This window comes from Tepidanaerobacter syntrophicus (assembly GCF_001485475.2).
GTDB classification, from domain to species: Bacteria; Bacillota; Thermosediminibacteria; order Thermosediminibacterales; family Tepidanaerobacteraceae; genus Tepidanaerobacter; species Tepidanaerobacter syntrophicus.
The window spans coordinates 19,980-37,889 of the sequence record NZ_DF977001.1; the positions used below are offsets into that span (position 1 = coordinate 19,980).

The 17,910-nt window shown below is 39.7% G+C and carries 20 protein-coding genes, 3 tRNA genes, 1 pseudogene and 1 other annotated feature; of the genes and pseudogenes, 9 read left to right on the forward strand and 15 right to left on the reverse strand.

Going from position 1 to position 17,910, the window contains the following annotated elements:
• Positions 1-48: 48 nt before the first annotated feature.
• Positions 49-1,236: a M20 metallopeptidase family protein gene (locus TSYNT_RS05070; RefSeq protein WP_059032861.1), complete on the forward strand. Its 1,188-nt coding sequence runs from the start codon at positions 49-51 to the stop codon at positions 1,234-1,236.
• Between the two features lie 5 nt (positions 1,237-1,241).
• Here the strand turns inward: TSYNT_RS05070 and TSYNT_RS05075 are convergent, their stop codons facing one another.
• Positions 1,242-2,120 carry an NAD(P)-dependent oxidoreductase gene (locus tag TSYNT_RS05075; protein WP_059032377.1) on the reverse strand — a complete coding sequence of 293 codons (879 nt, stop codon included), beginning with the start codon at positions 2,118-2,120 and terminating at the stop codon, positions 1,242-1,244.
• A gap of 19 nt (positions 2,121-2,139) precedes the next feature.
• Positions 2,140-2,463: a TIGR04076 family protein gene (locus tag TSYNT_RS05080; protein ID WP_059032380.1), complete on the reverse strand. Its 324-nt coding sequence runs from the start codon at positions 2,461-2,463 to the stop codon at positions 2,140-2,142.
• A gap of 246 nt (positions 2,464-2,709) precedes the next feature.
• Here TSYNT_RS05080 and TSYNT_RS05085 point away from each other — a divergent pair, with 246 nt between their 5' ends.
• Positions 2,710-3,159, forward strand: a complete 450-nt coding sequence (locus TSYNT_RS05085; RefSeq protein WP_059032381.1) for an Hsp20/alpha crystallin family protein — start codon at positions 2,710-2,712, stop codon at positions 3,157-3,159.
• Between the two features lie 166 nt (positions 3,160-3,325).
• Here TSYNT_RS05085 and rplL read toward each other — a convergent pair whose 3' ends face one another.
• From rplL to rpmG, 7 genes are all read right to left on the reverse strand, one after another.
• The gene (gene rplL, locus TSYNT_RS05090) at positions 3,326-3,703 is read right to left on the reverse strand and encodes a 50S ribosomal protein L7/L12 (RefSeq protein WP_059032383.1); all 378 of its coding nucleotides are present in this window, start codon (positions 3,701-3,703) and stop codon (positions 3,326-3,328) included.
• Positions 3,704-3,759: 56 nt separating this feature from the next.
• Positions 3,760-4,278 (reverse strand): 50S ribosomal protein L10, encoded by a 519-nt coding sequence (gene rplJ / locus TSYNT_RS05095; RefSeq protein ID WP_059032862.1) that lies wholly within the window; start codon positions 4,276-4,278, stop codon positions 3,760-3,762.
• 37 nt (positions 4,279-4,315) lie between these two features.
• Positions 4,316-4,474: a sequence feature (ribosomal protein L10 leader region), on the reverse strand.
• 11 nt (positions 4,475-4,485) lie between these two features.
• Positions 4,486-5,181, reverse strand: coding sequence for a 50S ribosomal protein L1 (gene rplA / locus TSYNT_RS05100; RefSeq protein ID WP_059032385.1), 696 nt, complete (start codon positions 5,179-5,181; stop codon positions 4,486-4,488).
• A 50-nt stretch (positions 5,182-5,231) separates the two neighbouring features.
• Complete coding sequence (rplK, locus tag TSYNT_RS05105) at positions 5,232-5,654, reverse strand: 50S ribosomal protein L11 (RefSeq protein WP_059032388.1); 423 nt, start codon at positions 5,652-5,654, stop codon at positions 5,232-5,234.
• Positions 5,655-5,679: 25 nt separating this feature from the next.
• Complete coding sequence (gene nusG, locus TSYNT_RS05110; protein ID WP_059032390.1) at positions 5,680-6,204, reverse strand: transcription termination/antitermination protein NusG; 525 nt, start codon at positions 6,202-6,204, stop codon at positions 5,680-5,682.
• 29 nt (positions 6,205-6,233) lie between these two features.
• A complete protein-coding gene (gene secE, locus TSYNT_RS05115) occupies positions 6,234-6,440 on the reverse strand; it encodes a preprotein translocase subunit SecE (RefSeq protein WP_083497661.1) in 207 nt (68 codons plus the stop codon).
• Positions 6,441-6,460: 20 nt separating this feature from the next.
• Positions 6,461-6,610: a 50S ribosomal protein L33 gene (gene rpmG, locus TSYNT_RS05120; RefSeq protein ID WP_059032392.1), complete on the reverse strand. Its 150-nt coding sequence runs from the start codon at positions 6,608-6,610 to the stop codon at positions 6,461-6,463.
• Between the two features lie 428 nt (positions 6,611-7,038).
• Here rpmG and TSYNT_RS05130 point away from each other — a divergent pair, with 428 nt between their 5' ends.
• Positions 7,039-7,986 (forward strand): cation diffusion facilitator family transporter, encoded by a 948-nt coding sequence (locus TSYNT_RS05130; protein WP_059032396.1) that lies wholly within the window; start codon positions 7,039-7,041, stop codon positions 7,984-7,986.
• Between the two features lie 53 nt (positions 7,987-8,039).
• On the opposite strand, the gene tuf is transcribed toward TSYNT_RS05130, so the two are convergent.
• The 6 genes and pseudogenes from tuf to TSYNT_RS05160 all read right to left on the reverse strand — a co-directional run.
• Positions 8,040-9,245 (reverse strand): elongation factor Tu, encoded by a 1,206-nt coding sequence (tuf, locus tag TSYNT_RS05135; protein ID WP_059032398.1) that lies wholly within the window; start codon positions 9,243-9,245, stop codon positions 8,040-8,042.
• Between the two features lie 100 nt (positions 9,246-9,345).
• Positions 9,346-9,421 (reverse strand) — tRNA-Thr (locus tag TSYNT_RS05140).
• Between the two features lie 5 nt (positions 9,422-9,426).
• Positions 9,427-9,503, reverse strand: a tRNA-Met gene (locus TSYNT_RS05145).
• Positions 9,504-9,698: 195 nt separating this feature from the next.
• A tRNA-Gly gene (locus tag TSYNT_RS05150) sits at positions 9,699-9,775 on the reverse strand.
• A gap of 53 nt (positions 9,776-9,828) precedes the next feature.
• A complete protein-coding gene (gene sigH, locus TSYNT_RS05155) occupies positions 9,829-10,491 on the reverse strand; it encodes an RNA polymerase sporulation sigma factor SigH (protein WP_083497662.1) in 663 nt (220 codons plus the stop codon).
• A 71-nt stretch (positions 10,492-10,562) separates the two neighbouring features.
• Positions 10,563-10,907, reverse strand: a pseudogene (locus TSYNT_RS05160) (UPF0236 family transposase-like protein); the annotation flags it as partial.
• Between the two features lie 256 nt (positions 10,908-11,163).
• On the opposite strand from TSYNT_RS05160, the gene TSYNT_RS05165 reads away from it, so the two are divergent.
• From TSYNT_RS05165 to TSYNT_RS05190, 6 genes are all read left to right on the forward strand, one after another.
• On the forward strand, positions 11,164-12,177 hold the full coding sequence (locus TSYNT_RS05165; RefSeq protein WP_059032403.1) for a LacI family DNA-binding transcriptional regulator: 1,014 nt from the start codon (positions 11,164-11,166) through the stop codon (positions 12,175-12,177).
• A 54-nt stretch (positions 12,178-12,231) separates the two neighbouring features.
• A complete protein-coding gene (locus TSYNT_RS05170; protein WP_059032405.1) occupies positions 12,232-13,221 on the forward strand; it encodes an ABC transporter substrate-binding protein in 990 nt (329 codons plus the stop codon).
• An 89-nt stretch (positions 13,222-13,310) separates the two neighbouring features.
• Positions 13,311-14,798: a sugar ABC transporter ATP-binding protein gene (locus TSYNT_RS05175; protein WP_059032407.1), complete on the forward strand. Its 1,488-nt coding sequence runs from the start codon at positions 13,311-13,313 to the stop codon at positions 14,796-14,798.
• 20 nt (positions 14,799-14,818) lie between these two features.
• Positions 14,819-15,865: an ABC transporter permease gene (locus tag TSYNT_RS05180; RefSeq protein ID WP_059032410.1), complete on the forward strand. Its 1,047-nt coding sequence runs from the start codon at positions 14,819-14,821 to the stop codon at positions 15,863-15,865.
• A 15-nt stretch (positions 15,866-15,880) separates the two neighbouring features.
• Entirely contained in the window at positions 15,881-16,921 is a 1,041-nt protein-coding gene (locus TSYNT_RS05185; protein ID WP_059032411.1) for a Gfo/Idh/MocA family protein, read from the forward strand.
• 46 nt (positions 16,922-16,967) lie between these two features.
• Positions 16,968-17,882 (forward strand): sugar phosphate isomerase/epimerase family protein, encoded by a 915-nt coding sequence (locus TSYNT_RS05190; protein ID WP_059032413.1) that lies wholly within the window; start codon positions 16,968-16,970, stop codon positions 17,880-17,882.
• Positions 17,883-17,910: the final 28 nt, after the last annotated feature.

Genomic DNA, 17,910 nt, shown 5'->3' on the forward strand with positions numbered 1-17,910 from the left:
TAATATATTGCAAAATTACGAATTAAATAGGGGGTAAAAATTTTGGGCATAGATTGGCTTTTGGAGGCCGATAAAATAAGTAAGGATATTGTAGCTATCAGAAGATATCTTCACATGAATCCGGAATTAGGATTTGAGGAGCATCTTACCAGCGAATTTGTAGAAAAAACACTTCATGATATAGGTATTAAAACAAAAAGGGTAGCAGGCACCGGCATTATTGGCATTTTAACAGGAAAAGATTTAGGGAAAACGGTTGGGCTAAGAGCAGACATGGATGCCTTACCTTTAAATGATGGAAAGAACGTGGAGTATGCTTCAAAAGTAAAAGGAAAAATGCACGCCTGCGGTCATGACGCTCATACTGCCGGACTTTTGGGAGCGGCTATGCTTCTGGCAAAGCACCGGGAAAGCTTTATCGGACAGGTGAAATTCCTTTTTCAGCCTGCAGAAGAAACCACCGGCGGTGCACTGCCTATGATAAAAGAAGGAGCTATGGAAAATCCTAAAGTCAATGCAGTTTTTGGATTACACTGTAACGCGGGGCTTAATACAGGAAAAATTGGCGTGATTTACGGAAAGGCTTACGCCTCATCAGATATGTTTGATATAAAGATAAAGGGTAAAAGCTGCCATGGCGCAAGCCCCCAATTCGGAATCGATGCTATAGCAGTAGGAGCTCAGGTAATTAACTGCCTGCAGAGTATTGTAAGTCGCAGTATAGATCCACTGGATTCTGCTGTTATAACAGTCGGAAAATTTAATGGCGGTTATCAAAGAAATATTATAGCAGATGCTGCAAATCTTTCAGGAATAATAAGGACATTAGAGCCTGAGACTCGCAAAAAAATCAGGAATAATTTTGCTAAAATGGTAAATAAGATCTGTGAGGCTTACGGGGCCCAGGCTGATATTAATATAGTAGAAAGCTATCCCGCCCTTGTAAATGATGACAAAATGGTGGATCTAGTCAGGGCCGCAGCCTCTAAGCTCATTGGAGAGCAAAATGTAGTTGTGGTTTCTAAACCGGGCATGGGGGTGGAAGACTTTGCGTATTTTCTAAAAGAAGCACCTGGGGCCTTTTTTCAGCTGGGAGTAAGAAACGAAGCAAAAGGAATAGTGCATCCTGCCCACAGCAACCTGTTCGATATTGATGAAGATGCGCTGCCTCTTGCTTCAGCAGTTTTGGCAAATATAGCTTTTGAATATTTAATGGGAAATCTAAACAGAAGTTAGCTCTGCTATATGTAATATTTAAAAAGTGCTTGTGTGCCGCTGTCCTCTTCTCCTTTTTCCGCTAATTCTTCATATAGAGAAAGCGCAAGTTTTAAGCCGGGGGTTTTAAGTCCCATTTCTTCTGCAGATTCTAAGGCAATTTTCATATCTTTGATAAAATGCTTTATGTAAAAACCAGGTCGAAAATCTCCATCCAGCATTCTGGGTGCTAAATTGCTCAAAGACCAGCTGCCTGCAGCTCCTGATTCTATACTTTTTAAAACCAGTTTCGGATCAAGGCCTGCCTTTTTTGCATAAGCCATAGCTTCACAAACTCCTATCATATTAGAGGCAATTGCGATTTGATTACTCATTTTGGTATGCTGGCCTGCCCCGGCTTTTCCCTGCAGCACTATATTTTTACCCATTGCTTCAAAAATAGGCTTAACTTCTTCAAACGCCTCTCTATCTCCTCCAACCATGATAGAAAGGGTTGCCTCTCTTGCTCCCACATCCCCACCTGAAACCGGTGCATCTAAGGCATATAAACCCCGTGCTTTAGCCTCTTCATAAATTTCCATGGCAAGTTTCGGACTTGAAGTCGTCATATCTATCAAATAAGAGCCTTTTTTCGCATTTTCTATTACTCGACCTTCTCCAAGATATAATTCTCTTACATCTTTGGGATATCCTACCATTGTTATTATTACATCGGCTTCCTTTGCAATTTCTGCAGGACTGTCTTTCCATGCTGCGCCAAGTTCAATTAATTCTTGAGCTTTTGATTTTGTCCGGTTATATACTAAAAGCTCATACCCTGCTTTAATTAAATTTTTTGCCATGCTTTTCCCCATTACGCCTGTTCCTATAAAACCTATTATTGTATTTTCTTTGCTTATCGGCATAATTACAGCCTCCTTATAATTATTTTTTTGACTTATATTTTTCTGCAGGCATTACTTCATAAAGAACTGTGCCACCGGGTGTATAAGGCGGGCCCGGATCCACACATTGCCACAGGCGGCCGTCAATTCCAAGTTTTTCAAAGTCAGTTCCCAGACGGCACGCAAAAACTACAGGCATGATATTTGTGAGGGCATAAGCGCAAATATTATCGGATTTTTCTTTAACAATATTTGCTCCGGAAAAATAAAGTACATCGCCAACTTTTATTCCTGCTGCACAATTTCCTCGAACTTCCCGTACAACAGCAATCACGTCGCGAGAAATTTTAGCAACGCTTTCCACCGCCTTCACTCTCCTTTACCAGCAAGTTTTCTTGAGCTATTAGATTTCAAATATATAATATCATTGCTTTGGCTATCATATATTCAATTCTATAACTATGTTTAAAATTCCTTCATTGTATTTTATGAAAAAAATTTTTGAAACCCTATTGACAAACTCTAAAAAATATGTTATATAAAAAATAGAATTAGCACTCGGGAGTTGAGAGTGCTAACAAAAAAATTATAAGTAAAGGAGCTGATGTATATGGCAGGATTAGTTCCTTTCAACAGAAGAACACCTGATATTTTAAGTGATCCTTTTGATGATATAACCAATGTGTTAGATGACTTCTTTGCTGATGTGTGGCCCTTCAGAAGGAGCCTTGTAGCTGATACTTTCAAAATTGACGTTTTAGAAGACGATAAAAACTACTATATTAAAGCAGAACTTCCCGGTGTAAAGAAAGAGGAAGTCAATGTAACAGTAGATGAAGGCAGAATCCAGATTTCAGTAAATAAAGAAGAAAACGTAGAAGAGGAAGGCAAGAACTATATCCACAGAGAGAGACGCCAAACCTCGATGCAGCGCAACATCTTCTTGGCAGATGCTAAAGATGAAGGCGTAGTTGCGAAACTGGAAAACGGTATTTTAACTGTAACCGTTCCTAAGAAAGAGCAAACAGGAAAAGCAGTGCCAATTGAGATCGAAGGTTAATACTATAAAACCACCCGAAAAACGGGTGGTTTTTTTCTGCCCTCGATAGAGGCAGTTACCGGCCAGCGCCTTAGGCGCTGACCTTCTTTATTTATATGTTATTGCTTTTAGTCATGTACCGCCAGCTAACTGGCGGAAGTGAAAGCACCGGCTTACGTAAATAGCCTTATTTTATTTCTACTGTTGCTCCAACTTCGGCGAGCTTTTCTTTAATCTGCTCGGCTTCTTCTTTGCTAACCTTTTCCTTTACAGGCTTTGGTGCATTGTCTACTAAGTCTTTTGCTTCTTTTAAGCCTAATCCTGTGATTTCTCTTACAACCTTTATAACTTTAATCTTCTGATCCCCTGCTGCAGATAAGATTACATCAAATTCAGTCTGCTCTGCCTCAGCGGCTTCTGCGGCTCCGCCTGCGGCAGGAGCTGCTGCAGCTGCCACAGGAGCTACTGCTGTCACTCCAAATCTTTCCTGTAAATCCTTTACAAGTTCTGATAACTCTAGTACTGTCATATTTTCAATAGCAGAAATAATTTCTTCTTTTGTCATTAATTTTTCCTCCTCAATTTTACTTAAAATTAGTTTTTATATTTTGATGTGAACCTTTAAGAAGCTTTCTTTTCCTCAATAGCTTGCAATGTATAAACCAAATTGCGAAGCGTTCCCTGTAATACTCCCACAATACCATATAGCGGCGACTGAATTGCGCCGACTGCATTTGCAAGAAGTTGTTCTTTCGGGGGTAGTTTAGCAAGTTCATCAATCATTTCCCTGCTAGCAACTTTGCCTTCCACTACACCGGCTTTAATTTCTAATTCCTTATGGGTTTTTGCAAACTCTGTTAGCAGCTTTGCAGGCGCTACCGGATCTTCATAACTGAAAGCTACGGCAGTAGGGCCTTCAAGAAAATCATCCAAGCTATAGTCAAAATCTTCAAGAGCGATATGCATTAGCGTATTTTTTGCAACTTTATACTCTATGCCCTGCTCCCGAAGCTTACGGCGAAGTTCGGTTATGGCCGCTACATTTAAGCCACGATAATCCGTAAGAATAACAGCTTTTGAACGACTAAATTTATCCTTTAATTCTTCTACAGCTTTTATCTTCGATTCTTTTACTGGCACTGTTTCACCTCCCAACATTTTTACTGCTTTTGCTTTTAACAAATTAAATAAAGCCTTTCTGCAGAAACAGAAAGGCTTTAGCATTTAAACAAATTCATGATTTTGTATGGAACAAAACCATTTTGCTTTAATTGCCTCGGTAGGAAATTAAGCTTTTATAAGCACCTACTGTCTGCAGCATTTATTATTTTTATATTCAATTTAGATTTAAGCCGCTACTTTTTGAGGATTTATTTTTATCCCGGGTCCCATGGTGCTGGATACAACTATACTTTTGATGTACTGGCCTTTAGCTGAAGCCGGTTTTGCTTTAATTATAGCATCCATTAGAGCATTAAAGTTGTCTATCAGTTTATCAACCCCAAAAGATTTTTTGCCGATCGGGGCATGTACAATCCCGGTTTTGTCAACTCTAAATTCTATTTTTCCGGCTTTAACCTCTTTTACGGCTTTTCCTACATCAAAAGTTACTGTACCTGCTTTCGGGTTGGGCATAAGGCCTCTGGGGCCTAAAATCCTTCCTAACTTTCCTACGCTGCCCATCATATCAGGTGTTGCAATCGCAACATCGAAATCAAGAAATCCGTTTTCAACTTTTGCAACCAAATCTTCTGCGCCTACATAATCGGCTCCTGCCTCTTCGGCTTCCTTAATTTTGTCTCCCTTGGCAAATACTAAAACTCTAACGCTTTTGCCGGTTCCATGTGGAAGTGTGACCGTACCTCTCACCTGCTGATCGGCATGTCTCGGGTCAACGCCAAGACGGATAGCGACTTCTATAGTTTCATCAAAATTTGCTACTGCTGTCTTTTCTAATAACTCAAATGCTTCTCTTACATCATACACTTTTGTTCTATCCACTAATTTTAATGCTTCTAGATATTTTTTGCCATGTTTAGCCATTTAGCGTACCTCCTTGTGGTAATATCGGAAAAATCCTCCCACTAGAAAATTTATTCGACTGTAATGCCCATACTGCGGGCAGTTCCCTCTACCATCCTCATTGCAGCTTCGATGCTGTTAGCGTTAAGATCGACCATTTTTAACTGGGCTATTTCTTGAACATCTTTCTTGCTGACTTTTCCTACTTTGACTCGATTGGGCTCTCCAGAGCCTTTTTCCACTCCTGCAGCCTTTTTAAGCAGCACAGAGGCCGGGGGAGTCTTTAAAACAAAAGTAAATGATCTGTCCTGATATACTGAAAGTTCCACAGGTATAATCAAACCGGCTTGGTTTGCTGTTTTTTCGTTAAATTCTTTACAGAAATTCATTATATTTATACCGGTAGGACCAAGTGCCGGGCCTACTGGTGGGGCTGGCGTTGCTTTACCTGCAGGAATCTGAAGTTTAACTACGGATACTACTTTTTTTGCCATTGGCACACCTCCTCTAACACAACTGTTATAGTTTTTCTATTTGATCAAAACCTAATTCTATAGGTGTTTCTCTGCCAAACATAGATATGAGCACTTTTACTTTTTGCTTTTCGGGATTTATCTCTATAACGTTTCCAACAAAGTTCTCAAATGGCCCGGACGAGACCTTAACGCTCTGATTTATGGCAATATCAATTTTATGCTTCGGCTCTTCAATACCCATTTGCTTTAGAATCTGTTTAACTTCAGACTCGTTAAGGGGAATAGGTTTGCTTCCTGCTCCTACAAATCCCGTAACTCCCGGTGTGTTGCGGACGACATACCAGGAATCATCTGTTACAATCATTTCGACCAGGACATATCCTGGAAAAATTTTGCGCTGTGTAGTTTTTCGCTTTCCGTTTTTAATTTCTATTTCGTCCTCCATAGGAACAAGAATCCGAAAAATCTTATCCTGCATACCCATGGATTCAACACGCTTTTCCAGGTTAGTTTTTACTTTATTTTCGTAACCTGAATAAGTATGAATAACGTACCAATTTTTTGACATGCTGCCGGGCTGTGCCCAACCTCCTTCAATTATCGGAGAATAAGTGATAATAATCTATAAAATATATTGTCTGATATCCACAAAAAACCGCTTACGATAACAACAGATATCATAACCACAAGAGTATATGTGGTAAGTTCATTTTTGGTGGGCCATGTTACTTTTTTAAGTTCGGACCTTACTTCTCTAAAAAACTTTCCGGTCCGCTTTATAATTCCCTCCTTAGCCGCTGCCATAAGACAATCCTCCTAGTCAATCATTTAGTTTCCCTGTGCAGTGTATGTTTTCCGCAGCGTCTGCAGTATTTAGTCATTTCCAATCTATCGGGATCATTCTTTTTATTTTTTTGAGTAAAATAATTTCTTTCCTTGCATTCTGTACATGCTAAAACTATGTTGGTCCTCAATGAGTGCGCACCTCCTACTCATGTTCGTATATATAGTTTATTCCCAGTCTTTATCTAGTGTGTAAGGATTTTTCGCTTTTTAGTCACTTAAATAAATTTATCATAATTGGCGTATGTTGTCAATAAATTAGATTTTATTTAAAAGATGGATCAAAGATGAGCATATAAATCATTATCATATGATAATCATTGTCGCACTTGACTTTCGGGGTTTTTGATGTTATATTTTCATTATAATGAGAACAGGCTTTTGCCGGGCGCACGGACGCAGCAATTAGAATTTTTGCAGGACTCATTCCTGCAAGTTTTTTTTACGCCAAATTTTGCCTTTAGCAGGGGAAGGATATTTTTAAAATTAACCAAATTTTGCACTATAAATGAAGATTTTGTACGTTCTTATTTTAACATTTACAGGAGGAATACCGCCAGTGAATAAAAAAGTTAAAAGCATCAATAATTATTTAATTGCATTATTTTTAAAGGAAAATGATTTTCCTTTAAGAGTAACCGATCCGCAGTTAAGGAGAAAGTATGCATACCTTGAGGCATGGGTAAGTATAGTAGGAAATCTGGTTCTGGCCGCTATTAAGATTTTCTTTGGGCTTACCTTAAATAGTATTTCATTAATGGCGGACGCCATTCATACAGCATCAGATGTATTGACTTCCGTAGTGGTGCTCTTAGGTTTCAAATTTTCCAGTTCCCCGGCCGATGAAAAACATCCGTACGGTCATGGCAGAATAGAATCGCTTGCCACTTTATTGATTGCTGCGATGCTGATTGTGGTGGGGGTTCAGTTTGGCCAGACTTCATGGAGCCGTTTTATTGCTAACACCCCTGTAAAAGGAAGCTTTATGGTAGCAGGTGTAATGGTAGTCGGAGCTATATTTAAAGAATGGATGGCTCAATTTTCCGTTGACCTTGGGATGCGAACTAATGCTTCTGCTCTGATGGCAGATGCTATGCACCATAGGACTGACGGTATAGCTTCAATTCTTGTAGCTATTGCCATTATCGCTTCTAGATATGGCTATTATAGAGTAGATGCCATATTTGGTCTCGGAGTTTCTGCATTAATTATCTATACCGGCATAAACATAATAGCAGAATCCGCTTCCAGACTTATAGGAGAAGCTCCTGATGAGGAAATTTTAAAGGTTATCGAAAAATGTGCTCTTTCTATTCCAGGTGTCTGTAGTATTCACAAAGTCAACGTCCATGACTATGGGGATTATAAGGAAATCTCATTGCACATACAAGTAGAAAAAGATATGCCCCTCATCAAGGCTCATGAGATATCAGAGCAAGTGGAAAGAGCTATTGAAGCTGAGACAGATTCTAATGTTACTGTTCATATCGAGCCGTTAAGGAGTTAAAAACTAACTAAAAAGAAGGGGACCAAGCCCCTTCTTTATTCATATCATATTATTTAGTTCTCGATTACCTCTGTTACTACACCTGCTCCAACTGTTCTTCCACCTTCACGGATAGCAAATCTAAGTCCTGGTTCGATGGCTATAGGAGCTATTAGCTCTATGTCCATTACTACGTTGTCTCCGGGCATTACCATCTCTGTGCCTTCAGGAAGCTTGATTGTTCCTGTAACGTCGGTTGTCCTGAAGTAGAACTGAGGACGATAGCCGTTAAAGAAGGGAGTATGTCTTCCGCCTTCTTCTTTCTTTAGAACATAAACCTGACCTTTAAACTTGGTGTGGGGTTTAATGCTGCCGGGTTTTGCAAGGACCATTCCTCTTTCAACTTCGTCTCTGTTTATGCCGCGAAGAAGAACTCCTACGTTGTCTCCGGCTTCTGCGGTATCAAGGAGCTTTCTGAACATCTCAAGGCCTGTTACCACTGTCTTTCTTGTCTCTTCGGCAAGGCCTACGATTTCAACTTCGTCTCCTACCTTAACTGTTCCTCTTTCAACTCTTCCTGTTACAACGGTGCCTCTTCCTGTAATGGTAAATACGTCTTCTATAGGCATGAGGAAGGGTTTGTCTACTTCACGCTGGGGTGTGGGTATATAGGTATCTATGGTATCTATAAGCTCCCATATGGGGCCGCACCACTTGCAGTCTTTTTTGCCGCAGCCGCACTCTAATGCTTTTAAGGCTGAACCCTTTACTATGGGTATTTCGTCTCCGGGAAATCCGTATTCGGTTAACAGCTCTCTTACTTCCATTTCAACTAATTCTATTAATTCTTCGTCATCTACCATGTCGGTCTTGTTTAAAAAGACTACGATGTAGGGGACGCCTACCTGGCGGGCAAGAAGTATATGCTCTCTTGTCTGAGGCATTGGGCCGTCAGCTGCCGATACTACAAGTATTGCTCCGTCCATCTGGGCTGCGCCTGTTATCATGTTCTTTACATAGTCAGCATGGCCCGGGCAGTCCACGTGGGCATAGTGGCGTTTTTCTGTTTCATATTCCACGTGGGATATTGCAATCGTTATTCCACGCTCTCTTTCTTCAGGAGCTTTGTCTATATTGCTGTAGTCTACGAAGTTTGAAAGTCCCGCATCAGATAAAACCTTTGTTATTGCTGCGGTAAGAGTTGTTTTGCCGTGGTCTACGTGACCTATTGTCCCTATATTAATATGGGGCTTTTTTCTTTCATATTTTTGCTTTGCCATGGTTATCCTCCTTAGATATGTAAATTGCAATTCAAAAGTAATATAAATCGTAGCTTTGTTGATTTTAAAAGCGAATTTTCAAATATATTTAATGCAAAAATGGAGCCCACGACCGGGCTTGAACCGGTGACCTCCGCCTTACCAAGGCGACGCTCTGCCTCCTGAGCTACGTGGGCTTGTTTGGTTGCGGGGGCCGGATTTGAACCGACGACCTCCGGGTTATGAGCCCGACGAGCTACCTGGCTGCTCCACCCCGCGGCAAGTTGTTTGATATAGAAAAGAGTCTTAATTATACAATCTATCTAATCCTGCTGCGTCTTTTATTCTAATATAAATTTAGATATTCGTCAAGGTTGAAATGTTTTGCTTATTGTGAAGCCCTGCAGCCTTTACAAAAAAATATATGCACCTCTAATATATAAGATTCAGAGGGCATACTCTTTTTTTATATAATGGAGCGGGAAACGGGATTCGAACCCGCGACATTCAGCTTGGAAGGCTGACGCTCTAGCCAGCTGAGCTATTCCCGCATATAAGCAATTATAAAGCCGGTTGCTTAGAAACCTTTTGGGCATGCCAAGATTTAACACATATTTCTTACTTCAAGATACTTCTCTAATTTGCGTTTTACCCGCTGAAGCGCATTGTCAATGGATTTAACATGGCGCTTAAGCTCGCATGCAATTTCTTGATAAGATTTACCGCCTAAATACGAGACCAATACCTGCCACTCTAGTTTGCTTAAAATCTCGCCCATTTTATCTTCGATTTCTTCAAACTCTTCTTGGCTTATTATAAGTTCTTCCGGATCAGAAATCTTTACACCTGAAATAATGTCCATCAATGTTCTGTCCGAATCCTCATCATAAAGCGGCTTGTTAAGTGAGACATAAGAATTCAGCGGAATGTGCTTTTGTCTTGTGGCCGTCTTTATAGCAGTAATTATCTGCCTTGTTACGCAAAGCTCCGCAAAGGCTCTAAAGGAGGCAAGCCTGTCAGGATTAAAATCTCTGATGGCTTTATACAGTCCGATCATACCTTCTTGTATAATATCTTCACGATCAGCGCCTATTAAGAAGTATGATCTAGCTTTAGATTTAACAAAGTTTTTATACTTGTTAATGATATATTCAAGTGCCTCATGGTCGCCATTAGTGGCTTCACATACTATATCTTCATCGGTCATGTCATCAAAAGAAAGACATTCCTCTTTAGGAAGCCCAACATTCAATAAGATCGCCCCCATGATTTTTTAAAGAGCTTACGCTACAAATGTTATTATAGCGCATTTTTACTGCATTAGTCAAGTCTTTAGCTTTCATGTTTTTCTATTCCTATCGCATTATCTAAAAGATAAGCTCTTTTGCCTGTACTTTTGTTCTTGTAGTACCTTCTCTCGTAGTTTACGTCTCCAAAGGGTGTTACGATTGTCCTTTTACAGCCCTTTTGTACCACCTTCCAGTCCTTTCTCTTATCTTTGTCCTTGTATATCTTTTCATCTAGTTCATTTAGTACATCTTGGCATACATCTTTACCTAGATCGCTTAGTACTTCCTTTAGCTCTTGTTCAAATTCAGGGTATGTATAGCTCCCATCTAAAAGCTTAAATATTTTTTCTTCTACAAGCAGGAATTTATCCATTACAAGTCGAATTAGTTCCATAAAGACCTCACCTTTCTATGAGTTTATACTCATCCTGTGGAAAGGATGGTGAGGTCTTTTTTCTACGTCCGAATGAATTTTTCCTGCAAAAAACCTAGAAATATTTTACACTATCTTTTAAGATAATATTGACAAAACAAATTTACAAGCTTATACTTAAAATGTAATGGATTACATTTTGCTTTTTTATTTTTTTTCTAAAAAGTGTAATGGATTACATTCAAAATTATTTTATATTAATATTGGTGGAATAAATATGGTCAAAATAGCAGATGTTGCTAAAGAAGCAAATGTATCTGTAGCAACAGTATCAAGAGTATTAAATAAAAAAGGGTCAGTAAAACCGGAAACCTGCGAAAGGGTTTATAAAGCCATAGAAAAACTTTCCTTTGAGCCTAATATGTCTGCACGCAATCTGAGGCGAAATGAGACGCGGGTAATACTTATAATTGCTCCAAATATAACAAACCCTTATTATGCACATATACTTGCAGGTATCGGCGATGAGGCAGCAAAACTGGGATACAGTGCGCTTATATATAATACCGCAGGGAATGAGGAGCGGGAAAGAAGCAGCATGGATATGCTAAAAAGAAAACGGGCAGATGGCGCTATCCTCCTTGCATGCAATACGGATTCATTATGGGTAGCAGAATACGCGGAAAAATACCCTTTAGTGCATTGCTCTGAATATGTGGAGAAACTTGATGTTCCAAGGGTTTCTATTGACAACTACAAAGCTGCTGTAGATGTAATGGAATACATTATAGGTCTGGGACATAAAAAAATTGCCACTATAAGCAGCTGCAACAGTTATATTTCAACTGTTCTCAGGCTGCAAGGCTACAAGGATACACTTAAAAAACATAGTCTTGCGATGAAAAAAAGGTATATTGCATTTGCTGATGCAGAATATTCCTTTAAAAGCGGTAAAACTGCGGCTTTTGACTTACTTAAACAAAAAGACAGACCTACGGCTATTTTTTGCATATCAGATACTATTGCACTAGGCGCGATTACGGCGGCAAAAGAAATGGGACTTAGGGTGCCTGAAGATGTTACGATTACGGGTTTTGACGATGTAGATTATACTACAATGTTTCATCCCTATATAACTACTATCGCTCAGCCTTGCTACGAACTTGGAAGGGAATCTTTTAAGCTTCTGCACGCCTGCATGAGCAATAAAAAGGAAATCGATAAAAAAGTAATACTTCCCCATAAATTTATTATTCGCGAATCATCGGCACCAATTTCAACATGCAATTAACTGCTAAAGCATGCAGTTAATTAGTATAAAAATAAATATAAAAGGGGTGTTTTGATGAAAAAGTTTGTTAGCGTAATTTTAGTTTTAACTTTGGCGTTAGCAGTACTTCTGACAGGCTGCGGCGGCCAGCAGGCAACTAATAGCAATGAAGAAGGCACACCTAGCGAAAATAGCGGTGGAGGAGAGAAATTCAAGGTTGGTATCTTAGCCCCTGCTGTTACCCACGGTTGGGTTGCAGCTGTTGCCTATCACGCGGAGGCCCGCGCAAAAGAGTTGTCAGACCAGATCGACTACAAAATTCAGACCAGCAGTAATGCTGAAGAAATGACTGCTCAATTAGATGACCTGATGACATGGGGCGCACAGGCTATAGTAGCATTTCCTCAGTGGGAAGGCATGGAAGAACCCATAAAGAAGGCTTTGGATGCCGGAATAAAGGTTGTAAACTTTGATATCGTAATTGATGTAGACGGTGTTTACAGAGTATCCGGCGACAATGAAGGCATGGGAATTGAAGGCGCCAAGTATATTGCTGACAAAATAGGCAAAGAGGGAACTGTTGTAGTTTTAGAAGTTCCTACATCCGGTTCAGTATCAGAGCTTAGGAAAAAGGGCTTTATGGAAACAGCGGCGCAAATTGCTCCCGATTGGAACATACTTACATATGCAACAAAGTTTACTCGGGAAGACGGTTTGAAGGATTTTGCAGATATACTAACCAGCAATCCGAAAATCGATGCCGTGTTTTCCATGGACGATGAGACTTCCATAGGTGTTCTTCAGGCTATAAGAGAAGCAGGCCGAACCGATATCAAAGTCATTACCGGCGGCGGAGGAATGCAGGAATATTTCAGAATGATGCCCGAAAATGAAGATATATGGCTTGAATCCGCGCTTTACAGCCCAGCCATGGTAAAAGATGCCATCGATCTTGCTGTAAAATTATTAAAGGGTGAAGACGCTCCCGAAGTTACAATTATCCCGACTACTATAGTAGACAGAACAAATTACAAAGATTTCTTAGATCCGAATTCGCCGTATTAAACCAAAAGCATACGTTGATTGAGACAACTAAGACAAAAGGTTATGGCGTCGCCATAACCTTTTGCATATAAAAAGATGGATGTGGTTTCATGATAGTTGAAATGAAAAATATCATAAAATCATTTGGAAGCAATAAAGTGCTAAAAAATGTATCATTTACAATAAAAGGCGGTGAAATATGCGCACTTATAGGTGAGAACGGGGCAGGCAAATCAACGCTTATGAATATACTAGGCGGAGTATGCAAGATAGATTCGGGAAAAATATATCTGGACGGCAAAGAAGTAGAATTTGAAAGCCCTGCAGAATCCCTTAATGCCGGTATAGCATTTATACACCAAGAGCTTAACCTTATAAACGATTTGCCTGTATATGAAAACATGTTTTTAGGCAGAGAGCTAAAAAACAAACGAGGGACTTTAGATTTAGAAAGAATGGTTTATGAAACAGAAAAAGTTTTCAGGGAAATGAATGTAGACCTAGACCCCAAAATCATGGTTCGAGATTTAGATACATCCTACAAGCAGATAGTTGAAATATGCAGAGCCATGATGATGAATGCATCGATAATAATAATGGACGAACCTACTACTTCGCTGACAGAACCTGAAATAGAACGAGTCTTTAAGATGATGAGGACGCTAAAAGAGCGAGGTGTAGGCATAATCTTTATATCTCATAAATTAAACGAAGTAATGGAGATATGCGAAAGATACATAGTGCTAAGAGATGGCTGCCTGGTTGCCGAAGGAAATGTAAGCGATGTAACAACTGACGATCTGGCAAGATTTATGGTGGGCTATGATGTGAGAACCGAGCAATTGTCAAGAAAAAGAAAATTGGGTAAAGAAATTCTTCGCCTGGAAGGGCTTACTCATGAAAAGGCGTACAGAAACATCAGTTTATCGGTAAGGGCCGGAGAAATCCTCGGCGTAACCGGCCTGCTGGGAGACGGGCGAAGCGAACTTTTTCAATCGGTTTTTGGAGCAGAGAGCATACTTGACGGAAAGATATTTCTTGAAGGCAAAGAGATTAAAATTTTTAGCACAACCCAAGCCCTTCATATAGGTATTGGATACCTTCCGGGCAATAGAAAAGAAAACGGAATAATAAAAGACATGAATGTGCTTGAAAATGCATCCATAGTTACATGGCCATTGTTTGCAAAAAGAGGAGTAATCGACTGGCCAAGACATATCAACATATTCAACAGGCAAATTAAAGAACTGAGAATAAAACTTGGAAAGATTAGCGACAGCATTAACAGTCTTTCAGGAGGTAACCAGCAAAAGGTTGTACTTGCAAAGTGGCTGTCGGCAAATCCTAAAGTTCTAGTGCTGGATAATCCTACTCAGGGTGTTGATGTGGGAGCCAAAGAAGATATCTATGACATTATATTAAATCTTGCAGATGAAAATATTGCCGTAATTGTGCTTTCCAGCGAAGCCCAGGAGATTGTGAGAATATGTGATAGAGCAATCGTAATGTATCATGGAGCAATCCAAGGCGAAGTTTTTGGCAAGACAATGAACGAACATGACATAATGCGGCTAGCTACCGGCGGGAGACTGGAATAAGCAAGAAAGGGGAACAAAATATGAGTGATGATACCGGCAGAAAAAGGAAGAGAAGCTTTTTTGAATGGTTCAAATACAGATGGACCGCGGAACCGCTTTTTAGCACCGCCATAGTTCTCTTACTCATTATTATATTACAGACATTGGTTTTGGGGTTTGATTATGACTCCATCGGCAGCTGGTTTAGTTCGTGGCTGAACAATTGGATAAATATTTTAAGAAATAATGCAGGTATTGGCATAATCTCCCTTGGGATGACATTTGTAATAATTTCGGGAGGCATAGATCTTGCGGTAGGTTCCACGACAGTTGCAATAGGCGCTGTTATGATGATGCTTATTGACAAAGGGCCAAAGGGCATATTGATAAATATGGGTATAACCGGCATCCCGGCATTTGCGATAGCGATTGTTGCAGGAATCGTGTTAGGATATTGCCTGGGTACAGGGATTGGGCTATTAATAACCAAAGGCAGGATACCTCCGTTTATCGCAACATTGGGCGCAATGAAGATTTTTAGAAGTGTTACACAGCATTTTATGCAGGGTTACAATCCAACGGTTCCGAGAGAATTCCTTCAAATTGCAAACATGAAAATAGGAAATTTTATGTTAATGCCTATTATATTTTGGCTGGTTATTGCAAGCATACTATATTATGTCTCAAAACGGACGGTGTTTGGACGGCAAGTGATCGCAGTAGGCTCTAATGAAAAAGCAGCTAAACTTTCAGGCGTTAATGTAGACAAAGTCAAAACAGGCGTATACTCACTTATGGGAATACTTGTGGCGATTTCTGCGATAATTCAGGTGTCACGAATAGGCTCCATGGACTTTGCAAACGCAGGCAGCGGCTACGAGATGGACGCAATTGCTGCGGCTGTAGTGGGAGGAACGAGCATGAGCGGCGGAAGAGGCACCGTATTAGGCACTGTTTTTGGTATGCTGATTATCGCTGTGATGAACAACCTTCTAAATCTTTTTGGAGTACCGCCTTTCTTAAGAGAAGCCTTTAAAGGTCTAATAGTTGTTTGCGCGGTGCTTTTACAGAAGAAAGAGAAAGCTTAAAAGGAGGATAACTTTATGATTAATGTTGGTATTATCGGATGTGGGAAAATTGCTCAAGTAAGACATATACCTGAATATCTTGATAATAAAAATTGCCGCCTAGTGGGTTTTTACGATAAAAATCCGGACAGAACAAAGGAAATTGCCCAAAAATATGGCGGAATAGCTTATGCTTCTTGCGAAGAATTACTTTCAAATCCCACAATAGATGCAGTAAGCGTATGCGTATCAAATAATTTGCATGCCCAGATAACAATTGAGGCACTTCGCGCAGGAAAGCATGTGCTTTGTGAAAAACCTATGGCAACAACTCTTGAAGATTGCAAAGCCATGGTTAAAGCAGCTGAGGATGCGGGCAAAAAACTTCTTATAGGTCACAACCAAAGACTTGCTCCTGCTCACAGAAGGGCAAAAAAGCTGGTAGAAGAAGGATTAATTGGCGATATAATTACCTTCAAAACTACCTTTGGGCACGGTGGCCCGGAAACGTGGAGCATTGATGCAGGTCCTGATGTGTGGTTTTTTGACAAGAATACCGCGGTTATGGGTGCTATGGCAGACCTTGGAATTCACAAGACGGATTTGATACAGTTTTTAACCGGTAAAAAAATTGTAGAAACAACGGCAAAACTTGCTACATTAAACAAAAAGACTTCTGACGGCAAACCTATAAGCGTAGACGATAATGCATTTTGCATATATAAAATGGAAAATGGAATCATCGGAATAATGACGGCAAGTTGGACATATTATGGACCAGAGGACAACAGCACCATATTATATGGAACAAAAGGCATTATGAGAATATATGATGATCCTCAGTATGCTATAAAAGTTCTTATGCATGATGGAGAGAAAATAAATTTCGAAATGGAAGGCATACAGACAAATGAAAAACAAACAAAATCCGGTGTCATAGATTTATTTGTGGACAGCATACTAAATGACAGGGATACAGAATTATCTGGAAAAGCCGCGCTAAGTTCTATGAAAGCAGTATTTGCAAGCATAGAATCATCTGAAAAAGGTAAAACCATTACCGTAGATCAAGATTAATTATATCTGATAATATCCAATAAATAAAAGAAAGAAGATGGTATGCATGAAAATGGGATTTGTAAGTGCGATTTTAGCTGATTACAGTTTCGAAAAACTAATTGATACTGCAGCCGAACTAGGATTTGAATGTGTTGAAGTTGCATGCTGGCCTAAAGGAACAGCGGAAAGAAGGTATGCCGGCGTCAGCCATATTGATGTGGACAGCCTTAATGATGAAAAAGCCGCTTACATAAAGGATTATTGCAGAAATAAAAAAGTTCAAATCTCGTCCCTTGCCTTTTATCCTAATACCATCGGAAATGACTTAGAGATGCGCCGTGCAAATGTTTCTCATCTATACAAAGTAATAGATGCCAGCGCAAAACTTGGGGTTAATATGGTGACAACATTTATAGGAAGAAATCAGTATAAAAGCGTTGAGGAAAATATAGAACTTTTTAAGGAAGTCTGGCCGCCTATTATAAGCTATGCAGAAAATAAAGGGGTAAAAGTTGCCATAGAAAACTGCCCAATGCTTTTTGATGAAAACCAGTGGCCGGGCGGGCAGAACCTTTTTAATTCTCCTAAAATCTGGAGAAAATTGTTTGAAATTATTCCAAGCGATAATTTCGGTATAAATCTTGATCCAAGTCATTTTATCTGGCAAATGATGGATTACATAAAACCGGTTTATGAATTCCGAGACAAAATTTTTCATGTTCACTTCAAAGATATTAAACTGCACCCTGATAAATTAAAAGAAGTGGGGACGCTGGCTTATCCCCTAGATTACATGAGTCCTAAAATCCCGGGTCTTGGCGATGTAAACTGGGGAGCTTATGTTTCATCTCTCACTGATATAGGATACAATGGATATGCGTGTATAGAAATAGAAGACAGGGCTTTTGAGGAAAACGAAGAAAGGGTCCTTGCAAGCCTGAAACTTTCAAAGAGGTATTTAGAACAGTTTGTAATCTAGAAATTCAAATTTAAAGGGGGTCTTATGG

What these genes read in the sequence shown, in the direction of transcription:
- tuf (WP_059032398.1), bottom strand. Translation starts at nt 9,245, where the DNA reads ATGGCAAAGCAAAAATATGAAAGAAAAAAGCCCCATATTAATATAGGG.
- TSYNT_RS05170 (WP_059032405.1), top strand. Translation starts at nt 12,232, where the DNA reads ATGAAAAAGTTTGTTAGCGTAATTTTAGTTTTAACTTTGGCGTTAGCA.
- nusG (WP_059032390.1), bottom strand. Translation starts at nt 6,204, where the DNA reads ATGTCAAAAAATTGGTACGTTATTCATACTTATTCAGGTTACGAAAAT.
- TSYNT_RS05075 (WP_059032377.1), bottom strand. Translation starts at nt 2,120, where the DNA reads ATGCCGATAAGCAAAGAAAATACAATAATAGGTTTTATAGGAACAGGC.
- rplA (WP_059032385.1), bottom strand. Translation starts at nt 5,181, where the DNA reads ATGGCTAAACATGGCAAAAAATATCTAGAAGCATTAAAATTAGTGGAT.
- rplK (WP_059032388.1), bottom strand. Translation starts at nt 5,654, where the DNA reads ATGGCAAAAAAAGTAGTATCCGTAGTTAAACTTCAGATTCCTGCAGGT.
- TSYNT_RS05085 (WP_059032381.1), top strand. Translation starts at nt 2,710, where the DNA reads ATGGCAGGATTAGTTCCTTTCAACAGAAGAACACCTGATATTTTAAGT.
- sigH (WP_083497662.1), bottom strand. Translation starts at nt 10,491, where the DNA reads ATGGGGGCGATCTTATTGAATGTTGGGCTTCCTAAAGAGGAATGTCTT.
- TSYNT_RS05180 (WP_059032410.1), top strand. Translation starts at nt 14,819, where the DNA reads ATGAGTGATGATACCGGCAGAAAAAGGAAGAGAAGCTTTTTTGAATGG.
- secE (WP_083497661.1), bottom strand. Translation starts at nt 6,440, where the DNA reads ATGGCAGCGGCTAAGGAGGGAATTATAAAGCGGACCGGAAAGTTTTTT.
- TSYNT_RS05165 (WP_059032403.1), top strand. Translation starts at nt 11,164, where the DNA reads ATGGTCAAAATAGCAGATGTTGCTAAAGAAGCAAATGTATCTGTAGCA.
- TSYNT_RS05175 (WP_059032407.1), top strand. Translation starts at nt 13,311, where the DNA reads ATGATAGTTGAAATGAAAAATATCATAAAATCATTTGGAAGCAATAAA.
- rplL (WP_059032383.1), bottom strand. Translation starts at nt 3,703, where the DNA reads ATGACAAAAGAAGAAATTATTTCTGCTATTGAAAATATGACAGTACTA.
- TSYNT_RS05185 (WP_059032411.1), top strand. Translation starts at nt 15,881, where the DNA reads ATGATTAATGTTGGTATTATCGGATGTGGGAAAATTGCTCAAGTAAGA.
- TSYNT_RS05190 (WP_059032413.1), top strand. Translation starts at nt 16,968, where the DNA reads ATGAAAATGGGATTTGTAAGTGCGATTTTAGCTGATTACAGTTTCGAA.